11 protein-coding genes are annotated in these 13,452 nt (G+C 46.0%); 6 read left to right on the plus strand and 5 right to left on the minus strand.

Annotated elements, in window-relative coordinates:
* Positions 1-128: 128 nt before the first annotated feature.
* The 3 genes from DXN04_RS10220 to DXN04_RS10230 all read left to right on the plus strand — a co-directional run bounded on the left by DXN04_RS10220 (position 129) and on the right by DXN04_RS10230 (position 2,788).
* A complete protein-coding gene (locus tag DXN04_RS10220; protein WP_116853221.1) occupies positions 129-1,532 on the plus strand; it encodes an MBL fold metallo-hydrolase in 1,404 nt (467 codons plus the stop codon).
* Positions 1,533-1,638: 106 nt separating this feature from the next.
* Positions 1,639-2,448, plus strand: coding sequence for an SDR family oxidoreductase (locus DXN04_RS10225; protein WP_116853222.1), 810 nt, complete (start codon positions 1,639-1,641; stop codon positions 2,446-2,448).
* Positions 2,449-2,476: 28 nt separating this feature from the next.
* Positions 2,477-2,788: a BON domain-containing protein gene (locus tag DXN04_RS10230; protein WP_116853223.1), complete on the plus strand. Its 312-nt coding sequence runs from the start codon at positions 2,477-2,479 to the stop codon at positions 2,786-2,788.
* 64 nt (positions 2,789-2,852) lie between these two features.
* On the opposite strand, the gene DXN04_RS10235 is transcribed toward DXN04_RS10230, so the two are convergent.
* The 5 genes from DXN04_RS10235 to DXN04_RS10265 are packed head-to-tail and all read right to left on the minus strand — an operon-like array spanning position 2,853 to position 8,768.
* A complete protein-coding gene (locus tag DXN04_RS10235; protein WP_116853224.1) occupies positions 2,853-3,713 on the minus strand; it encodes a lysophospholipid acyltransferase family protein in 861 nt (286 codons plus the stop codon).
* 19 nt (positions 3,714-3,732) lie between these two features.
* Positions 3,733-5,331, minus strand: a complete 1,599-nt coding sequence (nadB, locus tag DXN04_RS10240) for an L-aspartate oxidase (protein WP_116853225.1) — start codon at positions 5,329-5,331, stop codon at positions 3,733-3,735.
* A gap of 45 nt (positions 5,332-5,376) precedes the next feature.
* Complete coding sequence (locus DXN04_RS34530; RefSeq protein WP_147319890.1) at positions 5,377-6,057, minus strand: hypothetical protein; 681 nt, start codon at positions 6,055-6,057, stop codon at positions 5,377-5,379.
* 17 nt (positions 6,058-6,074) lie between these two features.
* The gene (locus DXN04_RS10260) at positions 6,075-7,412 is read right to left on the minus strand and encodes a sensor histidine kinase (RefSeq protein ID WP_116853229.1); all 1,338 of its coding nucleotides are present in this window, start codon (positions 7,410-7,412) and stop codon (positions 6,075-6,077) included.
* Entirely contained in the window at positions 7,413-8,768 is a 1,356-nt protein-coding gene (locus tag DXN04_RS10265) for a sigma-54-dependent transcriptional regulator (RefSeq protein ID WP_116853230.1), read from the minus strand.
* Positions 8,769-9,058: 290 nt separating this feature from the next.
* On the opposite strand from DXN04_RS10265, the gene DXN04_RS10270 reads away from it, so the two are divergent.
* From DXN04_RS10270 to DXN04_RS10280, 3 genes are read left to right on the plus strand one after another with little or no spacing between them, the layout of a single operon-like run.
* The gene (locus DXN04_RS10270) at positions 9,059-10,306 is read left to right on the plus strand and encodes an efflux RND transporter periplasmic adaptor subunit (protein ID WP_116853411.1); all 1,248 of its coding nucleotides are present in this window, start codon (positions 9,059-9,061) and stop codon (positions 10,304-10,306) included.
* A gap of 17 nt (positions 10,307-10,323) precedes the next feature.
* Positions 10,324-11,013 (plus strand): ABC transporter ATP-binding protein, encoded by a 690-nt coding sequence (locus tag DXN04_RS10275; RefSeq protein WP_116853231.1) that lies wholly within the window; start codon positions 10,324-10,326, stop codon positions 11,011-11,013.
* Positions 11,014-11,025: 12 nt separating this feature from the next.
* Positions 11,026-13,428 carry an ABC transporter permease gene (locus DXN04_RS10280; RefSeq protein ID WP_116853232.1) on the plus strand — a complete coding sequence of 801 codons (2,403 nt, stop codon included), beginning with the start codon at positions 11,026-11,028 and terminating at the stop codon, positions 13,426-13,428.
* The last annotated feature ends 24 nt before the right edge of the window (positions 13,429-13,452 follow it).

The following is a 13,452-nucleotide window of genomic DNA, read 5'->3' on the forward strand; positions in this document are numbered from 1 at the left end:
ATGATATCATAACGGGTTGATGTTTTTTTGCTATACATATCTGTTTAGCATTCTTAATATGTTCTCTCCTTATTCCCATGGTAGCTTCCTGCTTTATTATCCGTAAATTTGCAGGAAATCAAAGACCAATGTTTGTAAAGCAACTGTATACTAATTGCTTATCGGAAGCTGCCTACTTTATAGAGTCGGAAGGTGAAGCTGTTGTGATAGATCCCCTGCGGGATATCGATGCATATCTCGACCTCGCCAAAGAGCGCAATGCCACTATAAAGTATATTTTCGAAACACACTTCCATGCTGATTTCGTATCAGGTCATCTGGATCTGGCTGCCGCTACGCAGGCACCTATCGTTTATGGACCTGAAGCTGTAACCAGCTTTCCTATTTATAAAGCAAAAGACGGAGAGGAATTCAGGATTGGAAAACTGCGCCTGCAGGTCATTCATACACCCGGCCATACACTGGAATCTACCTGTTATCTGCTACTGGACGAACAGGGGCAGCCTGCCAGCCTGTTTACAGGTGATACCCTCTTTGTAGGCGATGTAGGTCGTCCTGACCTCTTCAGCGGTAACCTGACCAAAGAAGAACTGGCAGGTCTGCTTTACGACTCCCTCAATAATAAGATCAAAACCTTGCCTGATAACGTAACCGTTTATCCTGCTCACGGGCCGGGTTCTTCCTGTGGTAAGAATCTGGGTCCGAATACTTTCAGCACCCTGGGCGAGGAGAAAGCGACTAACTACGCATTGCTGGCGAACGATAAAGCTTCTTTCGTAGCTGAGGTAACGGATGGTCTGACTACACCTCCATCTTATTTCCCGATCAATGCACGAATTAACAAGGAAGGTTATGATGCGCTGCAGGAAGTAATGGAAAAAGCGAATCAGCCATTGAGTGTAGAAGCATTTAAAGCGAAAGTGAAGGAAGGTATTGGTATCCTGGATACACGCCCTGCTACAGAATTTGCAAATGGATTTGTACCAGGTTCACTCAGCATCGGACTGGAAGGCCGCTTTGCAGAGTGGGCAGGCAGTCTGCTGAACTTTGAGCAGGATATCGTACTGGTGACCACTCCTGGGCAGGAAGAAGAAACTATCATTCGTCTGGCGCGTGTAGGCTTCGATCATGTAGTAGGTTACCTGCAGGGTGGCTATGAAGCCTGGATTGCTGCCGGTGAAAAGCATGATATGATCATCAACGTTGAGCCTGATGAACTGGCTATGGATATTCCTCATGATCCCAACCTGGTGATCCTGGATGTACGTAAACCAGCTGAGTTTGCCGATGGCCATATTAAGGATGCAATAAACCTGACCCTCAGTGATATGACAGATCCGGGTAACCTGGGTGATTTCGATGAGAATCATAACCTGTATGTACACTGTCAGGGTGGTTACAGAAGTATTATTGCCTGCTCTATCCTGAAGAGAGAAGGTATTCACAACCTGCGTAATGTGGAAGGTGGTTTCAACAATATGAAGGGCACTAACGGACTGGAAGTGGTGAAGGAAACGAACGTACTGAATTAATAAACTTATTACAAAATCGTTTAAAAAGGATCGTGCCAGGTGTACGGTCCTTTTTTTATGAAGGGAGGGTATGCTTTTTGACCATAAATGAAAAAAAGTACTTCCTATGGGCAAACAACTACAAGGACAGGTGGCGCTGGTCACCGGTAGCAGTACGGGCATTGGGGCTGCTGTAGCACGGGCGTTGGCAGAGGCAGGCGCTGCTGTAATTATCAACTATCATAGTGACAAAAGCAAGGGGGATGCTGAAGAAATCCTGGAGGAAATTAAATCTGCCGGGGGGGATGGTTTCGTACATCAATGTGACATCAGTAAGGAAGAGGAAGTGCTGAATATGTTCTCAGCAATCTTATCCCGATATGGTACGCTTGATATTGCGGTGACTAATGCCGGCATTCAGCAGGATGCCCCCTTCCTGGAGATGACCCTGGAACAGTGGAATGCGGTGATTGGCACTAACCTTACAGGACAATTCCTTTGTGCCCGTGAGGCAGCCAAAGAATTTAAAAGAAGGGGTGTAGACGGCTCCCGCTCAAAAGCTGCCGGAAAAATCATTTGTATGAGTAGTGTGCATGAAGTGATACCCTGGGCGGGCCATGTAAATTATGCTGCCAGTAAGGGAGGTGTGAAATTACTCATGCAATCTATGGCACAGGAATTGGCTCCGTATAAAATAAGAGTGAACAGCCTGGCTCCCGGTGCCATCAAAACACGTATCAACAAGGATGCGTGGGATACCCCGGAAGACGAAAAGAAATTATTGGAACTCATACCTTATGGCAGGATAGGAGCACCGGAAGATATAGCTAAAGCAGCCGTATGGCTGGCGAGTGATGAGAGCGATTATGTGACAGGAACTACCTTATTTATTGATGGAGGAATGACCCTTTATCCCGGCTTCGCCGACAATGGATAGAGCATTTTAGTATTTAAAAATTTTAACCATGGATCGTAAATCTTTATTGATGGCCGCCAGTCTGCTGGTGGTAACAAGCCTGTACTCGTGCCAGCCCGGAGATGATACTGTGAAGCTGGCCGTAATTGATAAACTGAATAATTCCCCCGGCATCACAGCCCAGGTAAAAGACGGTGTTGTAGACCTGAACGGCGAAGTGCCCAATGACAGCGCCAAAGTAGCAGCAGAAGATGCCGTGAAGAAAATAAACGGCGTAAAAGCTGTGAATAACAACATTATGGTGGAACCCGTAATACCCCCACCACCTCCGATGCCTGAAGATACCGGTGGACAGCAATAAAATGAATATTTATAAGGAGAGAGTTCCCTACGGAACTCTCTCCTTATTTCTTTCTTATAGTTTTTTATTGCCCGTTATAGCGATGTTTCCACCTTCTGTGGCTCCATACCCACACATCCGGTTGCTCCAGGATGTTATGTTCCAGGTACCTTACAAAGGTTTCTGTCACCTTGCCTTCTGGTTCCTGTTGTGGATGATCAAATGCCAGTTTTAAGGTAGCATGGTAATATCCTCTTCTCACTTTTCGGATATCCACGAATACCACGGGGGTATCGTTTCTTCTCGCACTCATTTCCGGTCCTTTGTAGAATGCCGTCATCCTGTTCAGAAAAGGGAACCAGTAGCTTCGGCGGGGATTACCCGGGTTCTGGTCCGCCACCAGTGCAATGAGGTGCTGTTTATGCTGCCAGGGAGCCATGGCCTCCTTGATGTCATTGGCTGGAATCAGTACGGTGCCTGACTTCTCCCGGAAATGACGGAAAAAACGATCTGCAGATTTGTTGGTGAGCGGCATGTATACTACGAGGAAGGGGAACCCCACCCGCTGCATACAAAATACGTTGGCCCATTCCCAGTTGAAATTATGGCCTAAATGTAGCTGACAACTTTTGCCCTGTGCATAGAGCTCATGCAATACCGTTAAATCGCATTTAAAGCGCTTTTCCAGCTCCTTTTTGCTCATGGTGAGCAGTTTGACTGTCTCCACAGTCATATCCGTCAGATTACGGTAATAACTCCTCGCCAGCTTCGTAATTTCAGCAGGAGATTTTTCCGGGAATGACTGCCGGAGATTATCAAATACAATCTTTTTCCGGTAGCCGGCCAGGTAGTAAATAATGAGGTATAACCCATCGCTGATGAGGTATAACAGCCACAATGGCAATATTGATATGGCATATGTAAATGCCAGTATTAAATAGTACATCTCTACTTAGCAACAAATTCTATAACACAATGTTTTGTACCAGCGCGCTCTTATTTGGATAATCAGTATTGAAATGAAGACCTCTGCTTTCTTTACGGAAGGAAGCACTTTTTACGATCAGATAACCTACGGTGATCAGGTTTCGCAGCTCACACAATTGTGGAGATACTTCTGTTTTTTCGTAGAGGCTTTCTGTTTCTTCGTGAAGGATATCCAGTCTGCGAATCGCTCTTTGAATACGTTCGTTTGTACGTACGATACCCAGGTAATCGCTCATGATCTGCTTCAGTTCCTTCAGGCTCTGGGTAATGAGGATCATTTCCTTGGGAGCCGTGGTGCCTGCTGCATTCCAGTCTGGCACGTCTTCTTTAAATGAGATTGAATCGATCCTGTCTACCGCTGTAAGGTAACAACGATGTGCGAATACCATGGCTTCCAGCAGTGAATTGGACGCAAGGCGGTTAGCACCATGTAATCCTGTGCTGGAGCATTCGCCGCAGGCATACAAATTCTTGATGCTCGTGCAGCCATGTTCATTTACCTTGATTCCACCACAGCTATAGTGAGCTGCGGGGGCTACAGGTATCATGTCCTTCTTCACATCTATACCGGATGCCAGGCATTTCTCATAGATATTGGGGAAGTGGTGTATGAATTTCTCCATATCCATATGGCGGCAATCGAGGTATACATGTTCTGTACCTGTGATCTTCATCTCGCTGTCTATTGCTCTGGCTACGATATCGCGGGGAGCAAGGGAGAGACGGGGATCGTATTTATGCATGAAGTCTTCGCCGTGTATATTGCGCAGTATACCACCATCGCCACGTACTGCTTCGGTGATCAGGAAGGCATTGTTTACGCCAGGCTGATAGAGGGCGGTAGGGTGAAACTGTATGAACTCCATGTTTTCGATTCTACCCTTGGCACGGTATACCATGGCCACTCCATCGCCGGAGGCGATAGTAGGATTGGTTGTGCTGCGATACACTTGTCCGTTGCCACCAGTGGCCAGCACGGTGATGCGGCTCAGGATCTTTTCTATCTTGTTTGTAAGGAGGTTCAATACGTATACGCCATAACATTCTATATCAGGCGTAGCCTTGGTCACCAGGTAGCCCAGGTGGTGCTGGGTGATGAGGTCTACCACGAAGCAGTGAGTGACCAGTTCGATATTTGGGCGCTGTTTAACGGCTGCCAGCAGGGCTCTTTCTATTTCATAACCGGTGATGTCCTTGTAGTGGATCACCCGGAATTCGGAGTGCCCGCCTTCTCTGCCCAGGGCAAAGTCACCACCGGGATTTTTATCAAAGTTGGTTCCCCATTCTATGATCTCGTTTACCCGTTCCGGTCCTTCCTTCACTACGATTTCCACGATTTTCTCGTTGCACAGGCCATCGCCGGCAATCAGCGTATCCTCTATGTGCTTGGCAAAGCTGTCATTTTCAAGATCATTCACTACGGCTACGCCACCCTGGGCATACTTTGTATTTGTTTCGTCTTCCTGGGTCTTAGTGATAATGGTGATCTTCTTATCTGGACAGGCACCTGCCACTTTGAGCGCATAGGTTAATCCTGCGATGCCGGAACCGATCACTAAAAAGTCTGTCTGTTGCATAATAACTCATCTAGCGAATCAAATGTACGGTATATTACCGGATTGTTACCTGATTGCGTAAGGGACACCCTGCTTTTGCCAGATATAACGGGTAGCACCATAGACGAGGCCGTAATTGGCTAAACCGTAGCAAAGCATGCTAAGTGAAGGGGAGGAGAGTGCCAGCGCGGCACCCGCAATGAGAAAGGAAATTCCTGCCAGGCAATACCAGCCATAGGGTTGTTCCCGGAGGCGAAAGGCATGCATGACCGACTGAAGGGCAATGGAAGCTGTGAACATACAAAGCACCACCTGCCAAACCATGCCCTTAGCTTCCAGGCGGGGAAGGAGGTAGAAAAAGATAGCCAGGCCCAGGGCTTCTGTCAGGAAGATAAAGGCCCATTTGCAGGTAGGCAATGGATAATTGGTATACCGGATCTTGAGGAAGAAAGCAATATATACAAGATGAACAAGCGGTATAGAAGCGACGGCGAGAACGTGGACCTGAGGTGGACTTGTTATGGACCTGAGGAGGACCTGGGGAGGAATCGTGAGCGCTATACCTATTACTAACAGCACTCTAAGCATCATGGGGGTAAAACGGGTTCCTTTCAGGAAAAATACCACCGACAACACCGCCAACAGCGTCATTGAAAGCTGCATTAAAAAGAAGGAATCAACAATACAGCCCCAGAGCAGTATTGGCATTATACTCCAATTCAGACTGTTAAAGACAACAGGTTTCATGTTGCAAACATATGAAATTACACTGTAGTCAGGATGACATTAAATGTAGTGCCGTTATTGCTGGTACTATTTACCTTCAATTGCCCGCCATGCAGCTGGATGATTTGCTGGGAGAGGCTTAGGCCGATACCACTGCCTTTTCGCTTGGTGGTATAAAAAGGGATGAAGATTTTATTGATCGCATCTGCATCTATACCCGGACCATTGTCGGAAATGGATATACAAACCTGGTTGGAAGTAGTCATGGTCGCTGTGATTTTGATCTCCGGGCGTGCGGTATGTTCCAGGGCATCCATCGCATTCCTGATCAGGTTGATCAGCACCATTTGCAACTGGGCACTGTCTGCATGAATTTCTGCACCTGCAGAATCTACTTCAAACTGGTAATAAATACCTGCCTGTTTAAGATCGGATTGCAGCAGGTTGCTCACTACGGTAATCAGTTCCTTGATATTGACATCTGTGAATTGTGGCTTGGGCAGGGTGGTATAATCTCTATAGGCATTCACAAAGTTCATGATGCCTTTACTCCGGCTTTTGATTGTTTCAAGCGCTTCCATCAGGTCTGTAATAGCTTCCGGCTGGTGACTGTCAGGTGCTATATCCTGCTCTATTATATCCTGCATGGTGCTGATGAGGGATACGATAGGGGTGACGGAGTTCATTATTTCATGGCGAAGGATTTTGGTCAGGTTTTGCCAGGCTTCCAGTTCTTTTTGCTGTAGTTCTGCATGGATGTTTTGCAGGGAAATCAGTTTGACCAGGCGACCCTGCAGGCGTACGGTAGCTGCCTGAATAGACAACTGCTGCTCATTGCGGGTACGATACAGGATTTTATTGCCAGAGTGCACCTGAAGCAGCAATTCAGGTAAATCGGGGTGTGCTGACCTGAGCTCCGCAATGTTGCGCAGGCGATAGATACCCAGCAAGCGGAAAGCTGCTGGATTGATCAGTTCTATCCTTCCTTCAGCATCAAATGATAGTACCCCGATACTGATATGCTGTACGATAGTATCTATATATTTCAGGTTTGCTTCTTTTTCTGCCCTCGTCTGCCTGAAGGCTTCCAGCACTTCGTTGAACTGGTAGTTGAGTGCCTGGAAGCTTTTGCCCATTTTGTTGTCAGCACTGAACCGGATAGAGAAATCTTCGTAGCGGATGGATTCGAGAAAAAGGGTGAGTTTCCTGTTGATCCTGTTCATGTAGTAATACATTCCATAGATCTGCAGGCAGATCAGGGCGATGATGGCCAGGCCCGGAATGGGGCCCAGTGTTCTCCATACTTCCACACCGGCAATAGTGCTGGCAGTGAGCAGGAGTATGCGCAGGAATATATTGATACTGAACCGGTTCATTTAGATATTATATTTTTCCAGTCTTCTGTAGAGGGCAGCTCTGCTGAGGCCCAGCTCTTTAGCGGCTTCTGTAATGTTGCCATTACATTTTTTCATGGCCTGGGTGATGATGTTGCGTTCCATTTCTTCCAGGTTATAGCCGGTGTTCAGCTGGGTTTCCTGTACCGGGTTTTTCACAAATACATCTTTGGCCTGTAGTACTTTGCCCTGAGAAAGGATGACAGCCCGCTCCATGGCGTGTTGCAGTTCCCGGATATTTCCCGGCCAGTCATATGTTAATAACTGTTGAATGAGGGATTCGTGCAGACTATTCACCGGGCGTTTGTACTTACTACTATAGAGTTGCAGGAAGTGTTCTGCCAGTGGGATAATGTCTTCCTGCCTTTCTCTGAGGGGAGGGAGCTGGATTTCAATGGTATTGATACGGTAGAGTAAATCCTGGCGGAACAGGTATTGGGCCGCCATTTGTTGAATATTGCGGTTGGTGGCGCAGATCAGCCGGACATCTACCGGGATGGCTTTGTTACTGCCTACTTTGGTCACAGCCCTGTTTTGCAGTACGGTGAGCAGTTTTGCCTGGAGCGGGAGGGAGATGTTGCCCAATTCATCCAGGAAGATGGTTCCTTTATTGGCTTCTTCAAACCGGCCCACCCTGTCTTCGCGGGCATCCGTAAAGGCACCTTTTACATGGCCAAACAGTTCGCTTTCAAACAGGCTTTCGCTAATGGCTCCGAGGTCTACGCTCACGAAAGGGTGAGGACTGCGATGGGAGAGCTGGTGAATATGCCTGGCCAGCATATCCTTGCCTGTACCATTTTCACCAAGTATAAGCACATTGGCATCGGTGCCGGCTACCCTTGCAGCAGTATCGAGTACAGCCAGCATAGCGGGGCTATTGCCTATGATTGAACTTGTATTGTTAGTGACAGGGGAGGGGGGAGTAACCTTTTCTTTCTGCTGGTTTTTTTTATTATAGGCTGTCTGCATGGTGGCCAGGAGCTTTTCATTTTCCCAGGGTTTCAGCACAAAATCGGCTGCTCCGGCCTTGATGGCCCTGACTGCCATTTCTACGTCGCCATAGGCGGTGAACATGACCACGGCAGCAGTCGGCTGAATGTCCAGAATTCTGTCCAGCCATTCAAAACCTTCCTTGCCGCTACTCAGGTCGCGGGTAAAGTTCATGTCCAGCAGGATCACGTCATATTCAAAGTTAGACACCAGGTAAGGGATCTTTTGGGGATTGCGTTCAAAATCTACCTGGCCGAAATGGCGTTTCAACAGGAGACGTGCTGCACGCAATACGTCCATATCATCATCTACTATCAGTATTTTACCAGGCAGTGTAGTCGTAGTCATAACCAAATCAAATAAAATAAAAGTTGATAGAGCTCCGCAAACAATGTTCCCGACAATAAGTAATAAGAGCAAACGACTGCGGATGTGGCCACTGGCAATATTATAAAAAGATTTCGGTTTTCAGCAGTACTGGAGCAGGATTCAGGGAAAGTGTCCGGAATTGGACGTACGGTGTGCGGTACAGGACGTTTTAAAAGCGGGTAATGCTTTGAAATGCTTTGCTGGTAAAGGGTTTCTGGCTTTGGCATGCCGGTTGTCTTACTGGGAATGCAAGTTTAGCACATTCACCTATGGATAGAAAAATAGAAAAGAAATTCTGGTCAAAGAAAAGGATCACCCTGGTAAGTGGAGGCGCAGTCGTAGCACTGTTGCTGATCTATAACCTGATCTTTGCCGATCACCGCTCTAAGTTAAATGTAGAGAAGGACAAGATCACTATTTCTAAAGTAACCCGGGGTACGTTTGATCAGTATATTGCTGTTACAGCAGTCGTATTACCTTTAAAGACGATCCGTCTCGATGCGATCGTTGGGGGATATGTGAGCCAGAAATACCTGGAAGGGGGTAGTATGGTAAAAAGAGGAGACAGCATTCTCCGCCTGGAAAACCAGAATATGATGATGGAGTTTGTAAACCATGAAACAGAAATATACCGTCTGATCAATGAGCTGCAGAATACCCGGCAGACGCTGAAACAGAACCGTTTCACGATGCAGCAAACCATCAATGAACTGGACTTCCAGATAGACCAGGCCAAAGATCTGTATGACAGAAACAAACAGCTGGTAGATGAGAAGATTGTAGCCCGCCAGGACTATATTAAGTATAAACTGGATTACGAAAGACTGGTAAAGCAAAAGCAGATTGAGATCGAAAGCCAGAAGTTCCAGGAAGATAATGCCAAAATCCAGATTGAAAGGCTGGAATCTACCATCGCCCGCACCCAGCGCAACCTCCAGATGATGAAGGATAACCTGAACAACCTGGTACTGAAAGCGCCGATTGACGGACAGCTGTCTTCAGTAGATGCGGAGGTAGGGGGAAGCATTCAGGCTGGTCAGAACATTGGCCAGATCGATGACCTGAATGGTTTCAAGATGAGAGCTGAGGTAGACGAACATTATATTTCAAGGGTGTTCCCTGGATTAAAAGCCAGTTTTGAATTCAATAATAAAAGCTATGAACTGGTCATCCTGAAAGTATATCCTGAAGTAAAGAATGGCCGTTTCAATGTAGATATGAAGTTTGACAAAGAAACCCCCGAAGGTATTCGCAGAGGACAATCCTCTCCTATCCGCCTCGAATTAGGTAAATCTTCGGCTGCTCTGCTGCTGCCTGTAGGTGGTTTCTTCTCTGATACCGGTGGTAACTGGGTGTATGTAGTAGATAAAAGTGGTAAACGGGCTGTAAAACGCAACATTTCCCTGGGCCAGAAAAACCCGCAGTTCTTTGAGATTCTCGAAGGCCTGCAGGAAGGTGAACAGGTGATCACTTCATCCTATGAGAATTTCGGAGATAAAGAAGTATTAGTATTTTAATAATCAAAATAACACCAATGATACGCACCGTTAATCTGCAAAAAATATTTACCACTGAAGAAATTGAAACTTCTGCGCTCAATGGGATCAACATGGAAGTAAAGGATGGGGAGTTTGTTGCCATCATGGGACCTTCCGGTTGTGGTAAGTCAACATTACTGAACATCCTGGGACTGCTGGACAATCCTTCTGGTGGTGAATACCACTTCTGGGATCATGAGGTAGCCAGAATGAGTGAAAGACAACGCGCCCAGTTGAGAAAGGGTTCTATCGGGTTCGTATTCCAGAGTTTTAACCTCATCGATGAGCTGACTGTATTTGAGAATGTGGAATTGCCACTCCTGTACCTGAAAGTGCCTGCCAGTGATCGTAAGAAGAAGGTAGAAGAAGTGCTGGAGCGTATGAATATTATGCACCGTCGCAATCACTTTCCACAACAGTTATCTGGTGGTCAGCAACAGCGTGTGGCTATTGCCCGTGCAGTAGTAGCAAAACCTAAAATGATCCTGGCGGATGAGCCTACCGGTAACCTTGATTCTACCAATGGTGAAGAAGTAATGAAACTGTTGCAGGAGCTGAATGATGCCGGTACGACTATGATCATGGTAACGCACAGCCCTTATGATGCGGGATTTGCACACCGCGTAATCAACCTGTTCGATGGTAAGGTAGTAACTGAGAACATCAAGGAGCAGTTTCACGTTTAAACTACAATAAACATGCTGAAGCATTATTTCAGAGTTGCCCTCCGCCACCTGAGGCGGCAACAGATTATCACTGTGATTAACATACTGGGACTGGCAATTGGGATGGCATGTTGTATGTTGATTGTACTGTTCGTGAGAAACGAATATGGGTTTGATAATTTTCACCCCAATGGCAGGAATATATACCGTGTTACAAATAGTTTCACTAAAGCCGGAGAAACCAATTATGGCAGCAATACCCAGTGGCCTGTAGGGCCTTATCTGAAAAATGAAATAAGCGATATAAAAGAGTCGGTAAGGGTCATGAATGCTGGTACAGCCTTGTATACTTACCAGGATAAGCAGTATGTAGATCCTTTAGCATATGCAGATGCCGGTTTTTTCTCCATGTTTAATTTCCCGTTAGTAAAAGGGAATGCCCAAACCGCCTTACAGGAACCCTATACAATGGTAATTACTGAAAAAATTGCAAAGAAGTATTTCGGTAATGATGACCCAATCGGCAAGATATTGAAGGTAGATAATCAGTTTGATTGCAGGGTTACTGCTGTAGTAAAAGATTTGCCTTTGAATACGGATGTTGGAAAAGAAATCCTGTTATCTTATGCTACGGTAGAACAGCTGATAAAGAAAGGTGGTGGTTCTATGGAGCAATGGTATAACTTTAATGATAACACTACATATATACAATTGCCTGAGGGCGTAAGTCTGCATAAGATGGAATCTCAGCTACAGGGGTTTGTAGACAGGCATATCAAACGTATTGCCAGTTCGCTGGGCGAAGTATTTGGATTGGATCTGCAACCATTGGCCAATATACATTTGCATCCATATGGTGATAAGAACAAGCAGGATAATACCCATTTACTCTATATCTATATTGCTATTGCCATCTTCATCATATTGATCGCCTGCTTCAACTTCATGAACCTTGTTACGGCAAGGGCCAATGAAAGGGCTATTGAAGTAGGGGTAAGAAAGGTAATGGGCAGCGAGCGCCGGCAGCTGATTATCCAATTTGTATCAGAAGCGGTGTTATTAACCTCGCTCTCATTTGTACTGGCTATCTTTCTTGCTTTATTATTCATGCCCTGGTTTGATAAAATTACCGGCAAGGAATTCGGGCTCTTTACCCTGGGCAATATTCCTTTCCTGGGATATCTTTTCGGGATGTCTGTCATTGTAGGGTTATTGTCCGGCAGTTATCCCGCACTGTACCTTTCCGGTTTGCTACCGGTGGCAGTGCTGAAAGGCGGATTTAAAACATCCGGCTCCCGGGTATGGATCAGGAAGACCCTGGTAATTGCGCAGTTTTCAATTGCGATTATTCTTATTGTAGCTACGATTGTGGTATATAGCCAGTTGCGTTTCTGGCAGAATAAATACCTGGGGTTTGATAAGGATAGACTGGTGAATGTAAATATTACTTCCGGTAGTGCGGAAAAGAATTATAAAGTGATCAAAGAAGACCTGTTAAGACAGCCAGGGGTTCTGCATGTAACGGTGTCCAACACTGCTATGGGCCGGTATGTAGGGTCTGTGAACCCGGTGGTAAAGGAAGGCGACAGTGAAGATAAATCTATAGTAACCAGCGTGATCATGGGTGACTTTGACCTGTTGAAGACACTGGATATTAAATTGACGAAAGGCCGTGATTTTTCTCCTGGTTTTTCGACAGACAGTAATAATGCTTTTATTGTGAACGAAGCGATGGTGAAAGCCATGAATCTTCATGATCCTATTGGTCAGCGTATCAAATGGCTACCTGGATTTACTGAGCGAAAAGGCGAAATTATTGGGGTAGCAAAAGACTTCAATTACTCGACCTTGACTGTACCTGTTTCACCAGCTATTTATATCGTTCGCAACGACGGTTTTAGCGTGATGAGTATCCGTTTGGCAAAAGGTGGAGATCTCACGAAGCAGGTGGCAGATGTAGAGACTGTATGGAAAAAATATGTCACTGATTATCCTTTTACCTATTCATTTGTATCGGACGATCTGGCTCACCAGTATGTCAACCAGGATCGCCTGGCATCACTGTTTGGTACATTCTCTATGCTCGCTATTTTAATTGCCTGTATGGGATTGTTCGGTCTCAGTATTCTGATAGCCAGACAGCGCACCAAGGAAATTGGGATCCGCAAAGTACTGGGTGCATCCACGACAAATATTACAAGGTTGCTTTCACAGGATTTTATGCAGCTGGTAATGGTATCCCTGATGATAGCTGTTCCTGTATCCTGGTACCTGATGAACAAATGGCTGCAGGACTTTGCCTATCGCATCAATGTAGAGTGGTGGATGTTTTTAACTGCGGGTATTATGGCCATGATCATTGCATTGGTCACCATTAGTTTCCAGTCGGTAAAGGCTGCGCTGACGAACCCTGTAAAATCATTAAGAACAGAATAAAGATATGTAAGTCGTTACGTTTTA

Origin of the sequence: Chitinophaga silvisoli (assembly GCF_003412465.1) — a bacterium.
Lineage (GTDB): Bacteria > Bacteroidota > Bacteroidia > Chitinophagales > Chitinophagaceae > Chitinophaga > Chitinophaga silvisoli.

Excerpts from the sequence above, each read along its gene's own strand:
- DXN04_RS34530 (WP_147319890.1), bottom strand. The coding sequence starts at position 6,057 with ATGAAACCTGTTGTCTTTAACAGTCTGAATTGGAGTATAATGCCAATA.
- DXN04_RS10270 (WP_116853411.1), top strand. The coding sequence starts at position 9,059 with ATGGATAGAAAAATAGAAAAGAAATTCTGGTCAAAGAAAAGGATCACC.
- DXN04_RS10275 (WP_116853231.1), top strand. The coding sequence starts at position 10,324 with ATGATACGCACCGTTAATCTGCAAAAAATATTTACCACTGAAGAAATT.
- DXN04_RS10260 (WP_116853229.1), bottom strand. The coding sequence starts at position 7,412 with ATGAACCGGTTCAGTATCAATATATTCCTGCGCATACTCCTGCTCACT.
- DXN04_RS10235 (WP_116853224.1), bottom strand. The coding sequence starts at position 3,713 with ATGTACTATTTAATACTGGCATTTACATATGCCATATCAATATTGCCA.
- DXN04_RS10280 (WP_116853232.1), top strand. The coding sequence starts at position 11,026 with ATGCTGAAGCATTATTTCAGAGTTGCCCTCCGCCACCTGAGGCGGCAA.
- DXN04_RS10265 (WP_116853230.1), bottom strand. The coding sequence starts at position 8,768 with ATGACTACGACTACACTGCCTGGTAAAATACTGATAGTAGATGATGAT.
- DXN04_RS10230 (WP_116853223.1), top strand. The coding sequence starts at position 2,477 with ATGGATCGTAAATCTTTATTGATGGCCGCCAGTCTGCTGGTGGTAACA.
- nadB (WP_116853225.1), bottom strand. The coding sequence starts at position 5,331 with ATGCAACAGACAGACTTTTTAGTGATCGGTTCCGGCATCGCAGGATTA.
- DXN04_RS10225 (WP_116853222.1), top strand. The coding sequence starts at position 1,639 with ATGGGCAAACAACTACAAGGACAGGTGGCGCTGGTCACCGGTAGCAGT.
- DXN04_RS10220 (WP_116853221.1), top strand. The coding sequence starts at position 129 with ATGTTTGTAAAGCAACTGTATACTAATTGCTTATCGGAAGCTGCCTAC.